A 23,475-nucleotide genomic window follows, 5' to 3' on the forward strand; every position below is an offset into this window, starting at 1 on the left:
ACTATCAGCAGACCCGTGAGCTCGCCATGGCGGCGTGACTCACACCAACGAGTCTCCGGGATTCCCGGGGCGGTTCAATGGGTCGTTATGACGTCTTCACTGAACACCCCGCAGGATCCGGCGTCAGTTTCAGTGAGCATTTCGCACCAAAGTCGTTCAAGTCGGGCTGGCGCCTGGCCCTACACGCCGCAAGGCTCTGGGAGATCGCCGCAAACCTTCGTACCGAGAATCGCCTCTCACAGGTATGGACGTGGCCCATGAAGTCCTTCGAGGGTGTGATCGCGTATCTACTGACCACGATCGCCCCGCGCAATGCCGATTTCACTGAGTTCTCCGATGCCGAGCTCATGGAGGCGATCTTGGCTTCAGGGTATGTGGAACTGGAACTGTCGCGCGAGACCTATCGTCCGACTGTGCAGGGGGCGTGATGGACGAATCGATGGATGTGTTGGCCACCTTGCGCCCTCGTTTGGTCGGTCAGGACTGGAGCGGGTACGAAGGATGCTCGGCACTTGGGGTCGTGATCAGGGCTGCACGACTCAACTTTCTGGAGAGCGGCGATATCCGTAGAAGCCTTGGCTTGACGATCCGTCGCAAACTCAACTTGCTGAGACTACTGTGCGCATCCGACCGGCAAACCACCCTGGCGTCCGTGCAAGGGTTTGACGAATCGTTCGTGACCGACTGGCAGCTGAGCACCTGGTGGCCGTTCGGATCCGAGCCTGAATCAGATCTGATGACCGCACGCTTGCGCATTTGTCCGGCATGCGCGCAATACGGGTACCACACCATGCTCTTCCAGGTGCCAGGCGTGGACGTGTGTCCTTGGCATCGGGTGCGCTTGTTGGAGGGCTGCCACCGGTGTGGCAAGCCACTTCTCGATGGCTTCGACTTCGGCCTGGAAATGCTGCAATGCTCCTGCGGACATGATCATCTGCAAGACACTTTGCGCTGCATCACAGGCGATCAATCAGCCACAAGCGCGCGGCATCACGCGTTGGAGATGTTTCGTCGTACGTTCAAGGCGCAGCGCTGTTGCTCGTGGCTGATCGGGCCTGGCATCTGGGACGAGCACGCCTTGGAGGCACTGCGGATGCTCACCGCACACCCTGCCCCTCTATCCAGCAACGCAGGCGGCGGGTGCACATTGGACCGGATTCGCGTCATGAACACTAGCGACGAGCATCAGTCCTTAATCCTCCCTGATAGCGGCTTGGAGCAGTCTCGGCCCACGGTGGCCAAGCTGCCGGCCACGTGGCAACCTGCACTGCGCGCCATACTGCAACGCGCGGCTCAGATGCCGTCCGAGGGCTTACTGTCCGATGTCGAATTGGGGGCGCTTGGCGTTCCTTCCCCACCCGGGGGAGGACGCACCGACCCCGATCGAACGCGCTACGGCCTGCTTCGCTTGCGCCCATCGGTGGTGGCGCAAGCCACATATTTGCATACGGGGGTCATCGAAGGCGCATCCTTGCAGGTCATGGGTGCGCTCGCTGACGGCATCTGCAAGAAACCGCTATCGATTGGTGATGCACACGCGCGGCGAGACTTTCGGCGCATCGTAAAACAGCATCCTCTTGGGCCTACCCTGATCTCCCAGGCGCTCCGACGCCTCCTCAGCAGGAGCTATGCGGATGGATGTCGTCAGGTCCTAGGGCAGGTTGACCCCGACTTGTATCGGAGCCGGTGTACTCGGCCCGTTCGCCGCTTCCCCTGGGTGGCCCTGAACTTCGGAGACGAGTGCGCGTCCGCCAGAATTGTGTGGACGCGGCAGCACGATCAGTAAACGATGCGGTCATGGCGTCTGATTGTCCGCACCAGTGCGCCATGGCCGCACGTTTTCCTCGGATTGGCGGCCATGGCGGGGAGATATTTGTACTTGATCGCCGTGGCATTGAGTTGTCCCCGCTCCCAAGCGCGGATACGGGAACCTTATGGCGACAGGCATGTCTTATGAGTCAAGGACTTAGCGATGACTACATTCTCCGCGGCAGACACACGATCAGGATGCGCATGGGATCGATGCCGGGTTCAGCTCGCGGCGGACAGGTTCGCGACCGCGCGTACGGCTGCCTCGACCGCATGGCGCTGCGCCGGATCGATCGATTCCAGTGTGGATACGGCAACCAGGAGCACGCGGAGGTCCTGCCGCCAGGCGAGCTGATCCAGCTGCGTCGGTTTGGGCGACATCGCATCGCCCTGCCCCAGTCCGGCGCTGGCCAGGGCATTGAGCTGTTGCCCGACGCGGCGCAGACGGCGGCGCCAGCGGTGCAGTTCCTCGCTTTCCCCGCTGCGCCGCGCCGAGTCTGCGGCACGCCGGACTCGGCGCGCGCTGCGCTTGAGCGCGCTCTTGATGTCCGCCTCGCCGACCCGCCCCCAAGGCAGGGATTCCAGCTGGATTCGGCAGCCGATCACGCGATCGCGCAGGCTTTCGAATTCCGGATCGCGCGCCAGGCTCTCGGCCAGCAGCGCGTCACGGCGCGCCTGCAGCGCACTGCGGACGGCGTCCAGTTCGGTGCGCAGCATGCGGCGTGCGGCTGTCGGCATGGTCGCGCGAGCGCGCGCCAGGGTGTCCAGCACGGCTTGCGCGTCGCGCAGTTCGGACAGCGAACGGCACTCTTGCTTGAGGCGGCGATCCAGGCGCTCGGCACGCACGCCCAGTCGGCCATCGGTCAGGGCCAGCGCTGCGCGCGTACGGCGCAGCGATTTGCGCGCCTGGTGGATGCCGGCATGATGGGCGCGACCGCTACGCGCCAGCTGGGCGAGGCAGCGATCAAGTTGGGCCACGGCAAAAGCGCACAGCGCTGCGCCGGGCGTCGGTGAAACGGGATCGGCGGGGGCGTCGGTGCGGCTCATCGCGCCCAGTATGCGCAGGTACAAGCGTGCCCGTCACCCGCGCATCGGCTGTCTTCATCGGTGCCGCTCTCCGCGAGTGCCCATACCACGCGGACCGTCCGACCAAGGCGCTTGAGAACCTCTGGACAATTCCGTCATGCCCGCGCAGGCGGGCATCCAGCCACTTCCAGTCATTGAAAGCAACGGTGTCGGACCGATGTCGCGCATCGTCGCCTGCCCCCTCGGTCCACCTGCTCTCAGCCGCCTGCCTCCCCGCAGGGCGATTGTCATATTCCTGTCACACAGGTGGCGCAAAGTGTCGATCTGCCGACGCCCAGGCGGAAATTCGGCCCCCTCATCACCTGCAAGAGCTCGCGCCGTGGCCGATTGTGCCCTGACCAACGACGAAATTCCCGGGTTTCCGGAGAACCGTGGTCCGCTGGCCCCGGTCCCGGCGGATCCGGGGGCGGAGCCATTGCGGAGCGTGGCCCTTTCGGCGCGGCGGGCGAAAACATGGCCCGACGCCACAGCGTCCCGCTCCATCTTTTAGGCGTGCACGGCCGCTCCATCCCATCGGCGGTGGACGTCGCGGCTGCGGCACCACCTGCCGCGCCGGCGCGCTTCATCACGACCGGCTTGGGCGCACCGCGTCGGCCAGCGCGATCCTCAAGCCTCTTTCCCCACTTCCGGAGACTTCCATGAACCTGAAAACCTGCAGCGTGCTCGCGGTGGCCGTGCTCACTCTGGCAGCCTGCGGCAATGAATCCGCGCCGTCGGCTGAAAACGCTCCGCGCAGCGCCGGATCGGCCAGCCGGAGCCTCATCACCGCCGACGGTTCGTCCACTGTGTTCCCGGTCACGGAAGCCATGGCCGAGGAGTTCCAGAAGGCCAACCCCGGCAGTCGGGTCACGGTGGGCATGTCCGGCACCGGCGGCGGCTTCAAGAAGTTCTGCCGCGGCGAAATCGACATCGCCAACGCCTCGCGCCCGATCAGGGCCGAGGAAAAGGAGACCTGCAAGGCGGCGGGCGTCGAATACATCGAGCTGCCGGTGGCATTGGACGCGCTGACGGTGGTGGTGAATCCCCAGAACACCTGGGCGACCGAGCTGACGGTGGACGAGCTCCGGTCGATGTGGGAGCCGGAGGCGCAGGGCAAGATCACGCGCTGGAACCAGATCCGCGGCAGCTTCCCGGACGCGCCGCTGGTGCTCTATGGCGCGGGCGTGGACTCGGGCACTTACGATTACTTCACCGCGGCGATCGTCGGCAAGGAACACTCCAGCCGCGGCGATTTCACCGCGTCGGAAGATGACAACGTGCTGGTCCAGGGCGTATCGGGCGATGTGAATGCGCTGGGCTTCTTCGGCCTTGCCTACTTCGAGGAAAACCAGAACATGCTCAAGGCCGTGCCTATCAAGGCCACGGCCGAGGCACCGGCCGTCGGGCCGAGCGTGGAGAGCGCGCGTGATGGCACCTACCAGCCGCTGTCGCGACCGATTTTCATCTACGTCAACAGGAGCGCCGCAGACACCAAGCCGCAGGTCGCAAGCTTCATCGAGTTCTACCTGGATTCACGCAACGCGACCGAGCTGGTCGACGAGGTGGGCTATGTGCCGCTGCCGGAGAACGCCCAGGCCGCGTTTCGCGAGCGCTTCGCCAAGCGCGAGATCGGCACCGGCTTTTCCGGCTCCAGGATCGGCATTTCGATCGAGGATCTGCTGAACGAAACGCTGGTCTATTGATCGCTGCTCCTTCCCGGACGCACGCATGAACACCCAATTCGCCCTGCCGCCGTCAGGCCCCCCGAACGCCGCCCGACTGGTGCCGACGACAGCCTTCCTGCGCAGACGCCGCCTGATGGATCAGAGCATGCGGCTGGTCCTGTTCCTGGCCGCGACGCTGTCGGTGCTGGTGACCGCCGGCATCATCTACGTGCTGGTCAGCGAAAGCGTGACCTTCTTCCGACAGGTGCCGCTGTGGGATTTCCTGACCGACACGCAGTGGACGCCGGTGTTCGAAGACAAGCACTTCGGCATCATCACGCTGCTGTCGGGCACCCTGATGACGACGCTGATCGCCCTGGTCGTCGCGGTGCCGGCGGGCACGATCCTGGCGATCTACCTGAGCGAGTTTGCCCGTCCGCGCGTGCGCGAGACGGTCAAGCCGTTCCTGGAGCTGATTGCGGGCGTGCCGACGGTGGCATTCGGCTACTTCGCCCTGCTGTTCCTGACGCCGATCTTCCAGAAGTTCATTCCGGGCCTGGCCACGTTCAACCTGCTGGTGCCGGGCATCGTCATCGGCATCATGATCCTGCCGTACATCGTTTCGGTCAGCGAAGACGCCATGCGCGCCGTGCCCGACAGTTTGCGCGAGGGGGCCTTCGCGCTGGGCTTCACCCGACTCCAGACGGGCCTCAGGGTCGTCGTTCCCGGCGCGTTTTCGGGAATCACGGCCGCTTTCCTGCTCGGCATGTCGCGCGCCGTGGGCGAGACGATGGTGGTGGCGGTGGCGGCCGGCCAGCAGGCCAAACTGGCCACCAATCCGCTGGAAGGCGCAGCCACCATCACCTCCTACATCGTGCAGTTGAGCATGGGCGACCTGCCGCATGACTCGATCGCCTATCTGACGATCTTCGCCGCCGGCCTGACGCTGTTCCTGCTGACCTTCGCGTTCAACCTGCTGGCGTTCTGGCTGCGCCGCCGCTACCGGGAAGCCTACTGATGCCCACCACTCCCCTGTCGACACGCCCGATCGAAGGTTACGGCGAAGCCAGCCTCCTGCGTCGCGCAAAGTGGACCGACGGCGTGTTCGCCGTGCTGGGCGTGACGGTGCTCATCTTGTCCCTGGCGGTGCTGGGCGCGCTGGTCGGCGACTTCATCGCCGATGGTGCCGGTCGCATCGACCGCGACTTCCTGACCAGCTATCCGTCGCGCCGCCCGGGCGATGCGGGAATCCTGTCGGCCTGGGTCGGCACCACGCTGGTCATGATCGTCACCGCCGCCCTGGCGGTGCCCCTAGGCGTCGCCGCCGGAATCTATCTGGAAGAATACGCGCCGAAAAACCGGCTCACCGACTTCATCGAGATCAACGTCACCAATCTGGCCGGCGTTCCCTCGATCATCTTCGGCCTGCTGGCCCTGGGCCTGTTCGTGCAGACCCTGGCGATGGGCCAGACCATCCTGGTCGCCGGCATCACCCTGGCGCTGCTGATCCTGCCGATCCTGATCGTGGCCACGCGCGAATCGCTGCGCGCCATTCCGCAGGAAATCCGCGAAGCGGCGTTCGGATTGGGTGCCGACCAATGGCAAACCGTCAGCGGCTATCTGCTGCCGGCGGCGCGTCCCGGCATCCTGACCGGTGCCATCGTCGGACTGTCCCGCGCGATCGGCGAAACCGCCCCGATCATCACCATCGGCGCGCTCACCTTCATCGCGTTCCTGCCGCCGTCGCCGGTGCAGGACTCGTTCCCGTTCGTCAACTTCGACTGGCTCAACTCGCCGTTCACGGTGCTGCCGATCCAGATGTTCAACTGGATCTCCCGCCCGCAAGCCGGCTTCCACGTCAACGCCGCAGCCACGGGCCTTATCCTGCTCACGATGACGCTGCTGATGAACGGTTTTGCCATCTGGCTGCGCTATCGCCTGCGCCGCAACCTGCGCTGACCCCATGCCTGGAGATTCCATGAATCGTGCCTTCTCCCCTCCGCCCCCTGCCCTCGCCGTGTCGCAGCCGGCCTCGAGTGTCGAGGTGAGCCATCGAGCCGTGGTCGAAGGACTGAATTTCCACTACGGCACGTTCCAGGCGCTCAAGGATGTGAATCTGGCGATCGCGGATCGGCAGGTCACCGCGCTGATCGGCCCGTCGGGCTGCGGCAAGAGCACGCTGTTGCGCTGCTTCAACCGCATGCACGACCTGTATCCGGGCAACCGGTATGAGGGGCGGATCCAGCTGTATCCGGAAAACCTCAACATCGTCGGCGACGAGGTCGATCCCATGCAGATCCGGCTGCGCATCGGCATGGTGTTCCAGAAGCCCAATCCGTTTCCCAAGTCGATCTTCGACAACGTGGCTTCGGGCCTCCTGATCCGCGGCATCAGCAACCGCAAGGTGGTGGCAGAGCGGGTGGAGCTGGCGCTGCGTCAGGCCGCGCTGTGGGACGAGGTCAAGGACCGCCTCAACCAGTCGGCCTACGGACTGTCCGGCGGCCAGCAGCAGCGCCTGTGCATTGCCCGCGCGCTGGCCCCGAACCCGGAAATGATCCTGTTCGACGAGCCGACGTCCGCGCTGGACCCGATCGCGACCGCCCGGATCGAAGAGCTGGTCGACGAGCTGCGCCGCGACTACACCATCGTGATCGTGACCCACAACATGCAGCAGGCCGCCCGCATCTCGAACTTCACCGCCTTCATGCATCTGGGCCACATGGTCGAGTACGGTTCCACGCTGGAGTTCTTCACCAACCCGAAAAACGAAAAAACCCACGAATACATCACCGGCCGCTTTGGATGAGGAGTCCTCCCGTGAGCGAACATATCGTGCAGGCGTTCGACGCCGAGCTCAATGCCATCACCGAACAGATCAGCGAACTGGGCGCGCTGGCCGAAAAACAGTTCGCCGATTCGATCCAGGCGCTGTGCCACGCCGATACGACGCTGGCCGAAGCGGTGCGCGCCCGGGATCCGCAGCTCGATGAGCTGGCGGCCCGAACCGAAGGCGATGCCATCGGACTGACGGCGCGGCGGCAGCCGCTGGCGGTGGACCTGCGCCACGTGATGGCAGCCATCCGCATCGCCTCCAACCTGGAGCGCGTGGGCGATCTGGCCGGCAACATCGCCAAACGCGCGCTGGCCGTGGCCCCCGACCTGTTGCCCAAGGTGTTTTCCGATCCCGTGCAGCGCATGGGCGAGCTGGCCCAGCTCCAGCTTCACGGCGCCATGGAGGCCTACCTTGCCCGCGACGCCGAACGCGCGCGCTGGGTCTGGGAACACGATGCCAGGATCGACGTGCTGCACACGATGCTGTTCCGCGACATCGTGGGTGCGATGGTTGAAGATGCGGCACCGATGTTCGACCTGGCGCACCTGCTCTTCGTGATCAAGAACATCGAGCGGGTGGGCGACCACGCCACCAACATCGCGGAGAACGTCGAGTACCTGGTGCGCGGGCAGCAGCCGACGCAGCCGCGCCCGAAGAAGGACGACAGCAGCGCGCTGCGCGAAGTCTAGGGAACCTCTGGACAAGACGTCATCCCAGCGAAGGCCGGGGCCCATGTTGCTGCTTCAGAATGGGCTCCGGCCTGCGCTGGAACGACGGAAGCGACTTGTTCGGGCCTTCCCTGGACGCCGTTGCGCAGCCGGTGGCCCTGCGCCAACCCGTCGATTCGAAATCCGATCCGGCATCCGATCAGGCCGCGGCGCGGCTTCCCCACCCTGCCCCATCGCGGCGTAAAAAAAATCCCCGGCGGGAGTGGCTCCCGCCGGGGATTTCATCAACTCGGCCGATCCGGAGACTGACCGGGATCAGTAAACGTCATTGACCGTGTTGTAGGTGTTGAACTTGCCGGTCGGCGTGACCAGACGCGGATCGTTCAGGACCTTCTTCAGCTTGCGGGTCTTGTCGTCCACCACCACGATCGCGCTCTTCTGGTCCTTGCCGTTCCACACCGAGAACCACACTTCCGTGCCGTCCTTGTTGTATTCGGGCTGCACCACGCGCTTGGGACCTTCGCCCAGGTTCGCCCACTCGGCGATCGGGAGCACCTTGTAGCCCTTGTCGAGGTTTTTGATGTCGAACACGGCAATCGACTGGCTGGCCGCGGCGGTCGGGTTCAGGGTGGTGTCGACCCAGAGGTTGCGCGACTTCGGATGGGTCTTGACGAACAGCGAACCGCCGCCCTGCCCCTTGAGGACTTCCACCGCCTTCCAGGCGTACTGCGGGTGGTTCTCCGGATCGGTTCCGATCAGGGTGATCTTCTCGTTGCCCAGCGCCGAGGTGGCCCACACCGGCCCGTACTTGGGATGGGTGAAGTTCGCGCCGCGACCCGGATGCGGGATCTTGTCCACATCGACGAGGCCGACCATCTTCTGCTCCCTGGAGTCGACGATGGCGATCTTGTCGGAGTTGTTGGCCGCGGTGAGGAAATAGCGCTTGGTGACGTCCCAGCCGCCGTCATGCAGGAAGCGCGCGGCATCCAGCGTGGTGACCTTGAGCGCATCGAGGTTGCTGTAGTCGACCAGCAGGATGCGGCCGGTTTCCTTCACGTTGACGATGAACTCGGGGTGCTCGTGGCTGGCGACGATGGCGGCCACGCGCGGCTCGGGGTGGTATTCCTGCGTGTCGACCGTGGTGCCGCGGGTGGAGACGATCTTGAGCGGCTCCAGGCTCGGGCCGTCCATGATCACGTACTGCGGCGGCCAATAGGCACCGGCAATGGCGAGCTTGTCCTCGTAGCCCTTGAACTTGGAGGTCTCGACCGAACGCGCTTCCATGCCGATCTTGATTTCCGCCACGACGTCGGGCTTCTCCATCCACAGGTCGATCAGGTCGATCTTGGCGTCGCGACCGATGACATAGATGTAGCGGCCCGAGTGCGAGACACGCGAGATGTGCACCGCATAGCCGGTTTCTACGATGTTGATGATTTCCTTGGTATCGCCGTCGATCAGCGCCACCTGGCCCGCGTCGCGCAGGGTGACCGAGAAGATGTTGTCCAGGTTGTACCTGTTCATCTGGCGGGTCGGGCGATCCTGCACCGGAACCTTGACCTTCCAGGTGTTCTTCATTTCAGCCATGCCCCACTCCGGCGGATTGGGCGGGGTGTGCTGGAGGAAGCGCGCCATCAGGTCGACCTGATCGGCGGTCAGTTCGCCGCCGGTGCCGAAGTTCGGCATGCCGCCGGGCGAACCATAGGTGATCAGCGCCTTGAGGTAGTCGGTGCCGCGCGGCTGGGTCAGGTCAGGCGTCAGCGGCTTGCCCGTGGCGCCCTTGCGCAGCACGCCGTGGCAGCCGGCACAGCGCTGGAAGAAGATCTCGCTGGCTGCGGCGAACTCGTCTTCGGTCATGTCCGGGGCACCGGGCGTGCGCACCTGCTTGATGTCCTTGCCCGACATGGCAACCGGCGCGCCCTCATAGGCGGCCTTCGCCTTGCTGGTGCCAGGATGCAGCTCGCCCTGCGCCGGGTCGGTGGACACCTCGAGCGAGGCGCGCAGCGCCTTGACCTCGGACGTCTTGAGCTTGCCGCCCTTGTTGCCCCAGGACGAAAGCACGTAAGTGATCGTTTTCGCGATCTCGGCGTCGGTCAGGTGGCTCTGCGCCGGCATCACGCTGTTGTAGGTCACGCCGTTGACCACGACCTCGCCCTGCAGACCCCGCAGAACGGTCGCAGCGACTTCCTTGGGCGTCTTGCCACTGAGCCAGTCGGACTCGGCCAGCGGCGGGAACGCGCCGGCCAGCCCCTTGCCGTCCGGCTGATGGCAGGCGGAACAGTTCTGCAGGTAGATCGCCTCGCCGCTGTCCTCGCTGGCGACTGCGACCGATGCGAAGCCAAGGCCCGCACCGAGCGACAGCGCCGCCAGCAGCAGTTGGGTGGTTCGTTTCATGGGGTGGATACTCCGGTTGGGTGATTTGGCGTTGGTTCAATAGCGGTTCCATGCGTGATTATCCCCGATTGGCGTTTTTTTCGCTTTGACCAGGATCAAAACCCCTCGCGCCCGGACAATTGACGCCAGTCAAAAGGTTCGGGCAAAGCTCGGCTACAATGAGAACAATTCGCATGAAGATTGTGCCCTTCCCATGACTCTCCGCCTGTTGTCCCTTGCCATTCTGGCAGCGTTCTCCTGCCCCGTCCTCGCCCAATCCGCCCCACCGCCCGATGCCGATGCCAATGCCGAGGAAGCCACGGCGCTCGACAGCATCGTGGTGGTCGCCAGCCGTGCGGCCGAGCCGCTGAGCCAGGTCGTTGCCAGCGTGGCGCAGGTGGAGCGCGCCGAGCTCGACCAGTACCTGGTGCACGACCTCGATGGCCTGGTCCGCTACGTGCCCGGTGTGAGCGTTCCGCGCGAAGGCCACCGCTTCGGCGGCAACGGTTTTGCCATCCGCGGGCTGGAAGGCAACCGGGTGCGCATCCTGGTGGACGGCATCCCGCTGGCGGATGCCTACAGCATCGGCCAGTTCGCCTCGGCCGGGCGCGACATGGTCGACATGGAAATGCTGGAGCGGGTGGAAGTCCTGCGCGGACCGGCATCCACGCTCTACGGCAGCGACGCGCTGGCTGGCGTGGTGGCCTTCCGCACCCGCGATCCCGGCGATCTGCTCGCGTTCGCCAGCGCTGCGCACGCCTTCGGCGCGCGCAGCGCCTGGGATGGCATCGACGACAGCCACCTGGTGGCCGGGCACTGGGCCGGGGAATCGGCGTCGGGGCGCTGGCAGGCGATGGCCGCGATCAGCCGGCGCGATGGCCATGAAGCCGACAATCGCGCCTGGCGCGCGGCGGATGCGCCCAATCCCGTCGACTACCGGCGCGAAGGTGCGCTCGCCAAGCTGGTGCACGATGCCGGTACCGCCGGCCAGTACACGCTCTCCTTCGACGCCAGCCGGCAGCGACGCGAGACCGCGGTGAACTCGTTGCGCTTCGGGGCCGGACGCTACAGCACCACCTACCGGCTCGACGGCGACGACCGCGACCGGCGCGGCCGGATCGGTCTTTCCGGCCAGTGGCACCCCGGTCTGGCCTGGCTGGAAACGCTCGACGCCCAGATCTACGCGCAGGACACCACGGTGCGTCAGGAAAGCGACCAGCACCGCCTGGCCGACCGCGCCACGCCCTATGAGTCGCTGCGCTGGCGGCGGTTCGACTACGACGCCCAGGCGCGCGGGCTGTCGCTTGTGGGTCAGGCGCGCCATGACGGCGGGCGCATCGGCCACTGGCAGGTGTTCGGCATCGACGTCTCCCGGCACCGTTACGAGGGGCTGCGCGACGGCGTGGAAACCAATCTCGTCACCGGCGAAACCACCTCCACCGTGCTCGGCGAGCCGCTGCCGGTGCGCGACTTCCCCAACAGCGACGCCACCAGCCTGGCGCTGTTCTGGCAGGATGAAATGCGCCTGGGCGAGCATTTGGCGCTCATTCCCGGCCTGCGCGCCGAGTGGTACCGCCTGCGGCCCAAGCCCGACGCGATCTTCACCGAGGACTTTCCCGACGCCAGTCCGGTCGACGTGAATGAGCGCGAAACCACGCCGCGCCTGGCGCTGCGCTGGTCGCTGGGCGGCGGCCACAGCCTGTTCGCGCAGTACGCGCGCGGCTTTCGCGCCGCGCCCTTCGGCGATGTCAACATCGGCCTGTTCCTGCCGGTCTTCAACTACGAGGTGCGCGCCAATCCCGAGCTGCGTCCGGAAAGCAGCCACGGCCTGGAACTGGGCTGGCGGCATGTGGGCGAAACCCTGCGCGCGAGCGTGTCGCTGTACGAAAACCGCTTCCGCGACCTGATCGAATCGCGCGCCAATCTCGGCATCGATCCAACCACCGGCGCGCTGGTGTTCCAGTCGATCAACCGCGACCGGGCGCGGATCCGCGGGGTGGAATCGGACCTGCTCTGGCACCTCGACCGCCGCTTCCCGGGCCTGCGCGGCTGGCAGCTGCGCGGCGCGATGGCCTGGTCGCAGGGCGACGACACGCGCCGCGATGTGCCTCTCAACACCATCGACCCGGCCCGCGCCACCCTGGGCCTGCGCTTCGACGCCGACTCGAACCGCTGGGGCAGCGAGCTGGCCATGGTGGCCGTGCGCCGAAAAACCGACATCGACCACGGCACGGTCGAACTCTTCGCCTCGCCCGGCTACGCCCGCTTCGACCTCTACGCCTGGTTCGAACCATGGCGCGGCGCGCGCGTGAACGCCGGCCTGTTCAACCTCGGCAATCGGCGCTACTGGGAATGGGCCACGGTGCGCGGCCTGGAGGCCGACGTGCGCAACCTCGCCGCCAACGACGAGAGCATCGGCTTCTACACCAGCCCGGGACGCAACTTCAGCGTGAGCCTGTCGATGGAGTGGTAGTCCTCCATCCAGCCGATCAACCCCGACGGCCAGTGAGCCTGCCGCGATACCCGGGCGCGGCGCATCACGGACTGAAGCCGTCCCGCAGGGGATCGGCGGGATCGAACAGCAGCTGCCCGCGCGCGGTGACGTAGGCGCTGCCGGTAATGACGGGAAGGATGCGGTTGTCCGCTGCGGGTGCGTAGCTGGCCTCGAACACGCTGCCCAGGATGCTCTCCTGCCGCCAGACGGTGCCCGGCGCAAGTTCGCCATCGGCGGCAAGGCAGGCCAGCTTGGCGCTGGTGCCGGTGCCGCAGGGCGAACGATCGAACGCAAGGCCCGGGCACAGCACGAAATTGCGCGCATCGGCGCGCCCATCGGGCGAAGCGGCGTTGATCTCGACGTGATCGATCTCGGCACCGTCCGCACCGGTGATGCCGTGCGCGGCCAGCGCGTTCTTCAGCGCCGCGGTGAAGGCGGTCAGCGCGCGCCAGTGGCCAAGCTCCAGCGCGATCGGCGTGTCTTTGGTGATGAAGAACCAGTTGCCGCCCCAGGCCACGTCGCCGCGCACCGTGCCGTAGCCGGGCACTGTCAGTTCGACGCCGCGGGCGTGGCGGTACGCCGGCACGTTGCGGATCGAAACGTGCCCATCCTCGTGCAGGGTCGTGCTGACGGTGCCGACCGGTGTTTCGAGACGGTGCTCGCCCGGCCCGATGCGGCCCAGGTGCTGCAGGCTGCGCACCACACCGATGGCACCGTGCCCGCACATGCCCAGCACGCCGACGTTGTTGAAGAAAATGACGCCCGTCACGGCCGCAGGATCGCGTGGTGGCACCAGCAGCGCGCCGACCAGCACCTCGGAGCCGCGCGGCTCGCAGACGATGGCGCGCCGCAGGTGGTCAAACTCGCCGGCCAGGCGCGCGCGCCGCTCGGCGAGACTGCCCTCACCCAGCGAGGGAAAGCCGCCGTACACCAGGCGCGTCGGCTCGCCGCCGGTGTGGGAATCGATGAAGTCGAAGGTCGTCATGAAGCATCCATCATGCGCGCGGCGGCGTGCCGGCTTCCAGGGCGGAATCGTCGCGGGCGCGGCGGAAAACGTCCAGTCCGCGCGAAGCGGCAAAAAAAAAGCGCGGCCGTTTCCAGCCGCGCCGTTGCGCTTCCGCGAAGGGAAAGGCCGTGTCCTACTTCACCAGCCGCAGCGTGAAGGGATAGCGGTAGTACTGGCCCTCGTTGGCCTTGATCGCGGCGATGATGGTGAAGGCCAGCGCGGCGATGCCCACGAGGAACATCAGCACCACGCCGATCAGTACCAGCATGAGGATCATGCTCACGATCATCGCGATGGCCACGGTGATCTGGAAGTTGAGCGCCTCCTTGCCCTGGTCATCGACGAAGGGCATCTCCGCCTTCTTGATCTGCCAGATGATCAGCGGCCCCAGGATGTTGCCGAAGGGAATGAGGATCCCTGCCAGCGCCGACAGGTGCGCAAACAGGGCCCACTGGCGCGCCTCGGCAGAGGGCGCTTCGGCTTCGCTGGGCACGGGGGGCGGATCAATGATGTCACTCATGCTGGGACTCCTGATGGGTGGCTTCCCGGTCGCCTCGCCCCATGCGGGGTCGACTGGAAACCACGAACGTGGCGCATCCGCCACGTTACACCAGAATGCACGAATGCGGCCATTGTGACGCGCGGATCACTCGCCGCCGGCGACGGTCATCCGGCCGATGAGGATCGATCCGGTGGCGATGTGCGAGCGCGGATCGACATCGCAGCCTATCGCCTCGATTCCCAGCAGCATTTCCTTCAGGTTCCCCGCGATGGTGGCCTCGTCCACGGCGTAGGCGATCTCGCCGCCTTCCACCCAGAATCCCGCCGCGCCGCGCGAGTAGTCGCCGGTGATGGCGTTGACGCCCTGCCCCATGAGCTCGGTGACCAGCAGCCCGCGCCCCATGCCGCGCAGCAGCGCCGGCAGGTCGTCGCGGCCCGTGCTGATCTCGAGGTTGTGGACCCCGCCGGCGTTGGCGGTGCTCTCCATGCCGAGCTTGCGCGCCGAATAGCTTCCCAGGAGGTAGCGCACCAGCACGCCGTCGTCGACCAGCGCCGATTCGACGGTCGCCACGCCCTCGGCATCGAAGGCCGCCGACCGATGTCCGCGCAGGAGGTGCGGGCGCTCGATCAGATGGACTCCGCGCGGCAGCACCGGCTGGCCCAGGTGATCGAGCAAGAAGGAGGCGCGCCGGTACAGCGCGCCTCCCGACACCGCGCCCAGCAGGTGCCCGATCAGCGAGCGCGCCACTTCGGCCGAGTAGAGCACCGGAAAGCTGCCCGTCGGCGCCGCGCGCGGCGACAGCCGCGCCACGGTCCGCGCGGCGGCGCGCTGGCCCACGGTTTCCGGCGACGCCAGCGCGTCGGGGTGACAGTGCCCGTCGTACCAGTAGTCGCGCTGCATCGCCTCGCCTTCACCTGCGATCAGCGAAAGGCTCAGGCCGTGGCTGGTGCCGCACTCCGCGCCCAGAAAGCCGTGGCTGTTGGCGTAGACGCCGATGCTCTGGCTCTGCGAGACGCTGGCACCTTCCGAATTGGTGATGCGCGCATCGGCGGCGCGCCCGGCCGCCTCGCAGGCCATCGCGCGCGCGATGGCGGCGTCGGCATCCAGGGGCGTCGGGTGCCAGAGGTCGAAGTCGGGGAAGCGCGTGGCCATGCGCGCGGCGTCGGCCAGTCCGGCGCAGGGATCGTCCTCGGTATGGCGGGCGATGGCGCAGGCTTGTTCGATGGTGGCCTCGATCGAGCCCGGATCGAGGTCGGCGGTGCTGGCGCTGGCCTTGCGGGTGCCGAAATACACCGTCAGCGAAAGGCCGCGGTCGCGGGTGTATTCGATCGTTTCCACCTCGCCCATGCGCACGCCGGCCGACAGGCCGCGTTCGTCGCTCAGGTCCACTTCGGCCTGGCTCGCGCCGCGCGCGCGGCAGCGCGCCAGCACCTCGCGGGCGAGATCGGCCAGCCGCGCCTGCGTCTGCCCGGCGTCGTCGCGCTCAAGTTCGTTCGTCATCTGCACTATCCTTTGTGTTTTGCGGGAATCGGGATTCGGGATTGGAGCATCGGCCGCTGGCCTCTCCGCTCCCACCGAATCCCGAATTCCCGATCCCCAATCCCGGCTCCTGACCCATGCGCGGACGCGATCCCGAAACCGGCGAATTCCTTTCCCCCAGCCGCAGCCAGAAGCGGCGCGAGGCGCTTGATGTGCTGGCCCTGGCCGAGCGCCTGGTCGAACTTCCCGATGGCCAGCTCGCCGCCGTTGCCCTGCCCGACGACCTGCGCGAACTGGTGCGCGACAGCCGCCGCATCACCGCGCAGATCGCGCGCAAGCGCCAGCTGCAGTTCCTCGCCAAGGCGATGCGGCGCGAAGAGGACGATATCCTCGATGCGATACGCGGCGCGCTGGACAAGGGCCGCGACCAGTCGCGGCGCGAAACCGCCGAGCTGCACCGGCTGGAAGCCTGGCGCGAGCGCCTGCTCGAAGACGGTGACGAGGCGCTGGCCGAACTCCTCGACCAGTACCCCGCCGCCGACCGCCAGCTGGTGCGCCAGCTGGTGCGCAACGCACGCCTGGAGCGCGAAAAGCAGCGCCCGCCGCGCGCGTTCCGCGAGCTGTTTCGGGTGCTGAAGACGCTGATGGCCGGGGAAGGTGAAATCGCCGATGCGCCATCGGACGATCGCGCGCACGGCGAGGACGACATCGACGACGAAAACATCGGGGCATAGCTGGCTTCACGGGCAATCGGCAGCGATGCGCGGGCGGTACCACCCGATCGCATCGGGCGCGCTGCGGCACAATCCAGGCCCGACTCCCGATTCACCACGCCCTATTCCCCGGCCGCCTGCGTGCCGCCGACCGTCATCTGGTCGATCTTCATCGTCGGCTGGCCCACGCCCACGGGCACGCTCTGGCCTTCCTTGCCGCACACGCCCACGCCCTCGTCCAGCGCCAGGTCATGGCCGACCATGCTGACCCGGGTCATCGCTTCCGGACCGTTGCCGATCAGGGTTGCACCCTTCACCGGCGCGGTGATTTTCCCATCCTCGATGAGATAGGCCTCGGTGGCGGAAAACACGAACTTGCCCGAGGTGATGTCCACCTGCCCGCCGCCGAAGTTGACCGCGTAGAGGCCGCGTTTGACGCTCCTGATGATGTCGGCCGGATCGTCCCTGCCGGCCAGCATGTAGGTATTGGTCATGCGCGGCATCGGCAGGCGCGAGAATGCTTCGCGCCGGCCGTTGCCGGTGGATGCCACGCCCATCAGGCGCGCGTTGAGCCGATCCTGCATGTAGCCGACCAGCCGGCCCTTTTCGATCAGGGTGGTGCACTGGGTCATGGTGCCTTCGTCGTCCACGCTCAGCGAACCGCGTCGGCCCGGCAGGGTGCCGTCATCGACGATGGTGCACAGCTCGGAGGCCACCTTCTGCCCCATGCGCCCGGCATAGGTGGAGGTGCCCTTGCGGTTGAAGTCGCCTTCCAGCCCGTGGCCGACCGCCTCGTGCAGCATCACGCCCGGCCAGCCCGGCCCCAGCACCACCGGCATCGAGCCGGCGGGCGCAGGGACGGCCTCCAGCGCCACGCGCGCCTGGCGCAGTGCTTCATCGGCGATGGCGAAGGCACGGCGGTCGCGCAGCAGTTCGTCGTAGCCGTAGCGCCCGCCGCCGCCGGCGTAGCCCTGCTCACGCCGGCCGGCGTGCTCCACGATCACGCTGACGTTGAGCCGCACCAGCGGCCGCACGTCGCCGGCCATCACGCCATCCGAGCGCGCCACCAGTACGGTATCGAGCGTCGCCGCCAGGCTCACCATCACTTGCACCACGCACGGATCGGCGGCGCGCAGGTAGGCATCCAGCTCGCGCAACACCCGTACCTTGGACTCGCTGTCCAGGCTTTCGACCGGGTCGATCGGCGGATACAGCGCGCGCGCTTCGCGCAGCGACAGTCCCGCGCCGGGAACGGTGCGACCGCTGTGCGCGATCGCGCGCGCCACGCCGGCTGCTTCCAGCAGCGCCGGCAGGCGCAGCTCGTCGGAATAGGCAAAGCCGGTCTTTTCTCCCGAAATCGCCCGCACGCCCACGCCCTGCTCGATCGCGTGGCTGCCGCTCTTGACGATGCCGTCCTCCATCGCCCAGCTTTCCTGGCGCGAATTCTGGAAGTAGATATCCGCCTCGTCCACGCCCGGCCCCATGAGGCGACCGAAAGCACGTTCGAGGTCGGAGGCGGCAAGGCCGGCGGGTGCCAGCAGGCGCGACTGCGCCAAGGCCAGGGAAGACGTCATTCGGGGAAAGCCTCGTGAAAAGTGGTGCCGGACGATGTGCGGCCCGGACGCATCATGCCGAACATGGGTTCGAAACGGGGCCGTCTCAAGGCCGCGCGATGCCGCAGCGGCCGCCGGGGCGAATGGATTTGCGGATCAGGTGGCCAATTTTTCGGACTTTTCCCGATTGTAGGAAATACACCCCCTGCCCGTGGAGAACCGCCATGTCCCTGCTGCGAATCCTGCCGCCCGCCGTCGCCCTGCTGATCCTGTCGCTGCTGGCGGCACCGGCCGGTGCCGCCACCCTCACCTGGCCCGGCCCCGCACCTTGCGCCGGCGTCCTGCAAGCCTGCGTTGATCACGCCAGCGACGGCGACCAGATCCTGATCGCAACCAACACACCCATCACCACCGGTGCCGGCGTGGTCGACAAGCGCCTGACCCTGCGCGCCGCGGATGGCTTTCGCCCGGTATTCCGGAACACCATTGTGGCCGCATACAACAACAGCGGGTTCAACGGCGCTGTCGGGCTGCACCTGCACAAGCTCCACTTCGATAGCAGCCATGTCTCGGTCAGTTATTCGGGCACGGGCACGGCAAGCTTCGAAGCCCGCGAACTGCAGATGACCGCGACTCCGGGCAAGGCCGGTATCGCCGTGACGGCGTCCGGGGGAAGCGTCACGGCAACGTTGTACGACAACCGGATCAGCGGCGGCCCGACCCCGATCTGGAGCGGTCTGCTCGCTCTGCACGCCACGAACGGAGCAACGCTGGATGTGGAAGCATTCTACAACCGCATCACCCGCGAGCCGCGTGGGGATGGCACCGGGGCAGGCATTTTTGTCAACTACGCTGGAACCGGAACCACCGGCACGGTGAAACTGCATGGCAACACCGTGCGCGGAGATTTCGCCACCGCCGGCATCCTTGTCGCCGAAGGCGCGCCAGAATCTCCGGGGCTGACCAGCAGCTTCAGCACGCGCCTCTACAACAACGTGGTGATCGGTGTCGACCGGCAGTGGAGCCATGGCATCAGGCTGGGCGTCACCAACGGCCAGCTCGACGCGCAACTGCTCAACAACACCGTTACCCGCCACTACTACGCTGTCGCCGGGGGCCTCTGGAGCTCCGGTGCCACGAGTGGCACGATCAATGGATCGCTCCACAACAACCTCCTGGTCGGCCAGCAGGCCCTCAGCATGGAGTCCGCCGTGGTGGCGGGAATGACGAACTCCCACAATCTGGTCAACGGTGGGGTTGCCGGAATGACCATGGGCACCGGAACCATCACCGCGCCGGCGCGCCTGATCAGCCGCATCGACGCGCGTCCGGCCCCGGACTCGCCGGCCATCGACGCCGGCGACAATACCTCTCTGGGTTTTGGCGTGATCTTCAACGCCCTGCCCAATGCCGACGCCGACGGCTTGGGCCGCTACAAGAAGAAGACTCCTGCCACCGCCGGTTCGGCCAAGGTCGACATCGGTGCCTACGAATACGGCGACTTCAGCTTTTCGCACATCACCAGCAGCGCCAATACCGGCTCCGGCTCCTACATCACCGCCCTCAACCATCCGGCGATCCAGAACCAGTCCAATGCCAACCTGTTCGTCACGCCCCGCTTCACCGGCGTCGCCGCCGGTCAACCGGTCGGCAGCTGGGAGTTCAGCGGCGTATGGAGCCTGTACAACAAGAGTTCCCTCATCCCGATGCCGCTTGGTGCCGGGTATCACGTGTTTGCCGCAGGAGCCGGCGGCGGTGCGTCGCGCCATGTGACGACCGCCGGAAGCGTCACCGGTGCCTACAGCCAGCTGCCACTGGCCGACAATCCCGACCTGATCGTGCTGGCGATGCAGAACTACAACACCGGCGCGGTGAGCAACCCGCACCAGACCGGCGTCCTGTACTTTGCTTTCGGCGGGCCCGGCACCTGGCTGGTGGGAAACATGGATTCCGCCCAGAACATGCCGATTGGCGTGGGTTTCAGCATCTACGCGCAGTTGCCCAGTCCCAACGTGTTCCGGGTCACCGCGACCGAAGGCAACCATTCCGGCAGCATCCTGCGCCTGGATCATCCGCTGCTCGACGGCAATCCCTGCGCCCAGCCGGTGGTCACCCGTATGCTCATCCCCTCCGATGGCAGCAACTTCGATCTGGAATACCGTGCGGATCTCGGCTACTGGCGGATTTTCGACTACAACGGCATGGCCTCGGGCACCCAGTTCAACGTGCTGGTGAACCCGGCGCAGGCGGAAACCTGCGGCGGTGAAATCTTCTCCGACGGTTTCGAATGACGGGCTGAGGCGGGCGGCGGCGGTCAGGCACGGCCTGCCGTTGCCGAGGCCCGGGTAGGCGGCATCGATGGTCGCGGTGATGTCGCAGCTGTCGGAGATGCCGCCTGTTTAACGGCTGGTAGACCGGTTGCAGGGCAAAGCCGATGCATTACGCCATGGCGGCCACTACTCCCGTGGCCGTCATGCCGCCATCACTGCACTTCAAAACCATCGCCGAAGATGTGGTGGTCCGCGCGCATGCGCATGCTGAGTGCGCTAGATACATCACCGTCGTAGTTGCTCTGCGTGCCGGTTACGGTATAGCGACGCGTGGCGAAATCTCCGACGATCGCCTGGAAGCCGGCATCGTCGGGATACTGGCCACCAGTGTGGGTGAACTCCTGTGACTGCACCGTCCAATTCATGTGCTCGGTATCGGCCAGCGCAAGGAAGCCATTGCGACCCGTGAACGGTTCGCTGGTGTATTGGCTGCCGACAATTGCCAGGTAGCGATCCGCCGACACGTAGTCCTGTGCCAGGGTCATGTCCGTGGCCTCCATGGAAGTCGTCAACGAACACGCCGCCGGGTCGGCATTGTTGCTACCGCCTTTCACAAACGTGCGTGTACCAATCGAGCCTGTGTCGGCATTGAACTGGAATACGCTGAAGCCGTTGCGGCAGGGGCGCGCAAACGTGTTGAGGACATACAGCCGGTTTTCATCGCCCTGCGGATTGCGCAACTTGCTGCGAAAGACCAGTCCACGCACGTTGTCATCGGTCCCTATGTAACCGTCCTTGACCGGATAGTGCGGATCACTGCTGCCGGTGTACGGATCGAAATGCATGATGAACAGATCACCTTGCGTGCCGGACAGGCCTTGCTCGTTGATGAACTCGCCGGCGATGTAGATCGGCGTGGGCGCGTTGTAACTGATCACGCCGCGCTCGGCACGCACGAGGCAGTTGATCGGCAATTCCCCGAGACCGCCGACATAGTGCTTGCAGCCCGGCAGCACGCGCATTTCCCTGCCTGAGGTGGCCCAGGCGGTATCCAGCACCGGCGTCCGATCAGGTGCGGGCAGCGTGAAGCGCGACAAGGTCACCAGGGTACCGGACGAGCTGGCCAGGTACATCCAGTCGTTGAGCAGGATGATGGCGGCACCGATGTCATCTGCGTTGGGCGTGGCCATGTTGGTGACGATGCCCTTGTAGGCACCATCGGGAGCAAACGTCACCAGCAGCGAGTCTGTCCGCGTCGAGCTGCCCGGTTCCAGCGCATCGATCAGCACGTAAATATGGCCATAGGAACCGATCGAGACGGCGCGGACGTCGCGGATCCGCAGGTTTTCCGGCTGGGTTGCCGGCTGCACGAGCAGGTATTGATGCAGTTCATCGGTGTATCCGGCCGTCGGATTCGACCACGTCAGGCGTTGGCCACTCGCGCTGTAGCGCGTCACCACCAGATAGTTGAGGTCACCGAAGAAATTCACCGTGGCCATGCCGGCGACGATGGTGCTGCCATCCTCATCGAGCGCCATGCGTTGTCCCGACGCGCGCGGCGGAGCCGCAGGGGCAAGGTTCACCAGCGGATCAAGCACCGCACCGTTGATGCCGAAGGTCGCATCAACCGCATAAGGCTCGTTGACATCGATGGCTTGCGCCCTGCCGATCATGGCCAGCATCAGGATAACGCCAGCCCAGCACATGCTTTGAATCTGCATTTTTGTCAGCTCCTGCTTGAGTTCTCGGTTTGCATGGAGGACACGGTATGAATGGCGTCCATACAAGCAACACACGATTTCGCGCAGGAACATGACATGCCTCAACATGCTGCACTTCCCGGGAGTTGCGGGAGCCGCACGGGAGCTGCTGGCGGCGAGACCAGATCACGCCCGCTCCACTGCACGTGAAAACGCGGCTTCTGTCCGACCGCGGCGCGCGCTGTCGCCAGCATCGACGAGCCTCGCGCCATCGGGGCCAAGAGTGCGCCCGTGCCGGACGCACATGAAAAAAGGGCCTGCCGACTGGCAGGCCCTTTGGGATTCCCGACGCGAAGCGAAGGGATGTCAATAGGCGACGCTGGCTCCGGCGGAGCAGTCGCTGGTGCCGGCATTGCAGACCTGGTAGGTGAAGGTGCCGCTGGTGTTTTTCTTCACCTTCACGCGATCGGTATAGCTGCCGGTGTTGCCGACGCCTGAAGCGACCTTGCTTCCGCTCCGGTAAACGTCAATCTTCACGTCGCCACCACTCCACTGCAGCCCGAACTCCACGTTACCCTTGATGGTGCCGTAGTTGTACGCGGTCAGGGACGAGGGTGCCGCAACGGGGCCGGGGCCGGGGCCGGTACCACCGCCACCGACCAGCGCTTCGACCGCGGCGAACACCTGCATCAGGCCGTAGCCGTAGTAGTTGTCGCGGCCGGCCGTTCCCAGATCGAGCGCGGTGGACGTGAGCGCGGCGCGCACCTGCTGATTGCTGGCCGAAGGATTGGCACTCCAGACGACTGCAGCGCCACCGGAGACATGCGGGGTCGCCATCGAGGTGCCGTCGAGGTAAGCGTAGCCGCTGGCGTTGGACTGAGGCACCGAGCTGACCGAGGCGGTCTGGCCGAGCGAGCCGCCCACCAGGGCCTGGCCGTCCTCCTGGCTCATGCTGAGCGCCGGCACCGACGACGTGCCGGTGCCCAGGGTGCCGGCGAATCCGCCGGGGACGTTGTTGTAGATCACCACGGCGGAGGCACCACCGGCCTGCGCCGCGGCGACCTTGTCGGCGAAGCTGGTCGTACCGCGCTCGCACATCACCACCTTGCCGCCCCAGCTTCCGGCGCTGGTGCACAGGCCGCCATCGGCGAGCTGGCCGCTGGCATTGCCCTGCATGGTGCCTTCGATGGGCGAGACGATGAAGCTGGCGCCGCCGACGCTCATCGAGGCATCGCGGAAGGGATAGGTGCTGAGCACGCCGACGCCGGGGGCCGCGATCTCGACCTGGTTGGTGGCCTGCGAGAACGAGGTTGGTTGTCGAACGACACTAACCCCGCCTGGTTGCC

18 protein-coding genes are annotated in these 23,475 nt (G+C 66.1%); 10 read left to right on the forward strand and 8 right to left on the reverse strand.

Features of this window, described 5'->3' with window-relative positions; all coding sequences use genetic code 11:
• Nucleotides 1–257: 257 nt before the first annotated feature.
• Together WB794_RS03660 and WB794_RS03665 are read left to right on the forward strand one after the other, a co-directional pair.
• Nucleotides 258–428: a hypothetical protein gene (locus WB794_RS03660; RefSeq protein WP_337334492.1), complete on the forward strand. Its 171-nt coding sequence runs from the start codon at nucleotides 258–260 to the stop codon at nucleotides 426–428.
• Complete coding sequence (locus WB794_RS03665) at nucleotides 428–1,786, forward strand: hypothetical protein (protein WP_337334493.1); 1,359 nt, start codon at nucleotides 428–430, stop codon at nucleotides 1,784–1,786. Before WB794_RS03660 ends, WB794_RS03665 begins: the two co-directional genes overlap by 1 nt.
• Nucleotides 1,787–2,031: 245 nt before the next feature.
• On the opposite strand, the gene WB794_RS03670 is transcribed toward WB794_RS03665, so the two are convergent.
• Nucleotides 2,032–2,856 carry a CHAD domain-containing protein gene (locus WB794_RS03670; RefSeq protein ID WP_337334494.1) on the reverse strand — a complete coding sequence of 275 codons (825 nt, stop codon included), beginning with the start codon at nucleotides 2,854–2,856 and terminating at the stop codon, nucleotides 2,032–2,034.
• 677 nt (nucleotides 2,857–3,533) lie between these two features.
• On the opposite strand from WB794_RS03670, the gene WB794_RS03675 reads away from it, so the two are divergent.
• Genes WB794_RS03675 through phoU form a run of 5 tightly spaced genes read left to right on the forward strand, consistent with a single transcriptional unit; the run spans nucleotide 3,534 to nucleotide 8,060 of the window.
• Nucleotides 3,534–4,577: a PstS family phosphate ABC transporter substrate-binding protein gene (locus WB794_RS03675; protein ID WP_337334495.1), complete on the forward strand. Its 1,044-nt coding sequence runs from the start codon at nucleotides 3,534–3,536 to the stop codon at nucleotides 4,575–4,577.
• A 25-nt stretch (nucleotides 4,578–4,602) separates the two neighbouring features.
• Complete coding sequence (gene pstC, locus WB794_RS03680) at nucleotides 4,603–5,556, forward strand: phosphate ABC transporter permease subunit PstC (RefSeq protein WP_337334496.1); 954 nt, start codon at nucleotides 4,603–4,605, stop codon at nucleotides 5,554–5,556.
• Nucleotides 5,556–6,497, forward strand: coding sequence for a phosphate ABC transporter permease PstA (gene pstA / locus WB794_RS03685; RefSeq protein WP_337334497.1), 942 nt, complete (start codon nucleotides 5,556–5,558; stop codon nucleotides 6,495–6,497). Before pstC ends, pstA begins: the two co-directional genes overlap by 1 nt.
• A gap of 19 nt (nucleotides 6,498–6,516) precedes the next feature.
• A complete protein-coding gene (pstB, locus tag WB794_RS03690; protein ID WP_415926637.1) occupies nucleotides 6,517–7,344 on the forward strand; it encodes a phosphate ABC transporter ATP-binding protein PstB in 828 nt (275 codons plus the stop codon).
• Nucleotides 7,345–7,355: 11 nt separating this feature from the next.
• Nucleotides 7,356–8,060 carry a phosphate signaling complex protein PhoU gene (gene phoU / locus WB794_RS03695; RefSeq protein WP_337334499.1) on the forward strand — a complete coding sequence of 235 codons (705 nt, stop codon included), beginning with the start codon at nucleotides 7,356–7,358 and terminating at the stop codon, nucleotides 8,058–8,060.
• A gap of 294 nt (nucleotides 8,061–8,354) precedes the next feature.
• On the opposite strand, the gene WB794_RS03700 is transcribed toward phoU, so the two are convergent.
• A complete protein-coding gene (locus tag WB794_RS03700; protein ID WP_337334500.1) occupies nucleotides 8,355–10,433 on the reverse strand; it encodes a cytochrome D1 domain-containing protein in 2,079 nt (692 codons plus the stop codon).
• Between the two features lie 208 nt (nucleotides 10,434–10,641).
• Here WB794_RS03700 and WB794_RS03705 point away from each other — a divergent pair, with 208 nt between their 5' ends.
• Nucleotides 10,642–12,885 carry a TonB-dependent hemoglobin/transferrin/lactoferrin family receptor gene (locus tag WB794_RS03705; protein ID WP_337334501.1) on the forward strand — a complete coding sequence of 748 codons (2,244 nt, stop codon included), beginning with the start codon at nucleotides 10,642–10,644 and terminating at the stop codon, nucleotides 12,883–12,885.
• A gap of 64 nt (nucleotides 12,886–12,949) precedes the next feature.
• On the opposite strand, the gene WB794_RS03710 is transcribed toward WB794_RS03705, so the two are convergent.
• From WB794_RS03710 to pmbA, 3 genes are all read right to left on the reverse strand, one after another.
• The gene (locus WB794_RS03710) at nucleotides 12,950–13,891 is read right to left on the reverse strand and encodes a proline racemase family protein (protein ID WP_337334502.1); all 942 of its coding nucleotides are present in this window, start codon (nucleotides 13,889–13,891) and stop codon (nucleotides 12,950–12,952) included.
• Nucleotides 13,892–14,045: 154 nt separating this feature from the next.
• Nucleotides 14,046–14,432, reverse strand: a complete 387-nt coding sequence (locus tag WB794_RS03715) for a DUF4870 domain-containing protein (protein WP_337334503.1) — start codon at nucleotides 14,430–14,432, stop codon at nucleotides 14,046–14,048.
• Between the two features lie 126 nt (nucleotides 14,433–14,558).
• A complete protein-coding gene (pmbA, locus tag WB794_RS03720) occupies nucleotides 14,559–15,914 on the reverse strand; it encodes a metalloprotease PmbA (protein WP_337334504.1) in 1,356 nt (451 codons plus the stop codon).
• A 116-nt stretch (nucleotides 15,915–16,030) separates the two neighbouring features.
• Here pmbA and yjgA point away from each other — a divergent pair, with 116 nt between their 5' ends.
• Complete coding sequence (yjgA, locus tag WB794_RS03725) at nucleotides 16,031–16,627, forward strand: ribosome biogenesis factor YjgA (protein WP_337334505.1); 597 nt, start codon at nucleotides 16,031–16,033, stop codon at nucleotides 16,625–16,627.
• 101 nt (nucleotides 16,628–16,728) lie between these two features.
• On the opposite strand, the gene tldD is transcribed toward yjgA, so the two are convergent.
• Entirely contained in the window at nucleotides 16,729–18,180 is a 1,452-nt protein-coding gene (gene tldD / locus WB794_RS03730; protein ID WP_337334506.1) for a metalloprotease TldD, read from the reverse strand.
• 203 nt (nucleotides 18,181–18,383) lie between these two features.
• On the opposite strand from tldD, the gene WB794_RS03735 reads away from it, so the two are divergent.
• On the forward strand, nucleotides 18,384–20,450 hold the full coding sequence (locus WB794_RS03735; protein ID WP_337334507.1) for a DUF7452 domain-containing protein: 2,067 nt from the start codon (nucleotides 18,384–18,386) through the stop codon (nucleotides 20,448–20,450).
• A 191-nt stretch (nucleotides 20,451–20,641) separates the two neighbouring features.
• On the opposite strand, the gene WB794_RS03740 is transcribed toward WB794_RS03735, so the two are convergent.
• Complete coding sequence (locus WB794_RS03740; RefSeq protein WP_337334508.1) at nucleotides 20,642–22,243, reverse strand: hypothetical protein; 1,602 nt, start codon at nucleotides 22,241–22,243, stop codon at nucleotides 20,642–20,644.
• Nucleotides 22,244–22,495: 252 nt separating this feature from the next.
• Nucleotides 22,496–23,386: a PA domain-containing protein gene (locus WB794_RS03745; RefSeq protein WP_337334509.1), complete on the reverse strand. Its 891-nt coding sequence runs from the start codon at nucleotides 23,384–23,386 to the stop codon at nucleotides 22,496–22,498.
• Nucleotides 23,387–23,475: the final 89 nt, after the last annotated feature.

This window comes from Denitratimonas tolerans (assembly GCF_037203605.1).
Lineage (GTDB): Bacteria > Pseudomonadota > Gammaproteobacteria > Xanthomonadales > Xanthomonadaceae > Denitratimonas > Denitratimonas tolerans.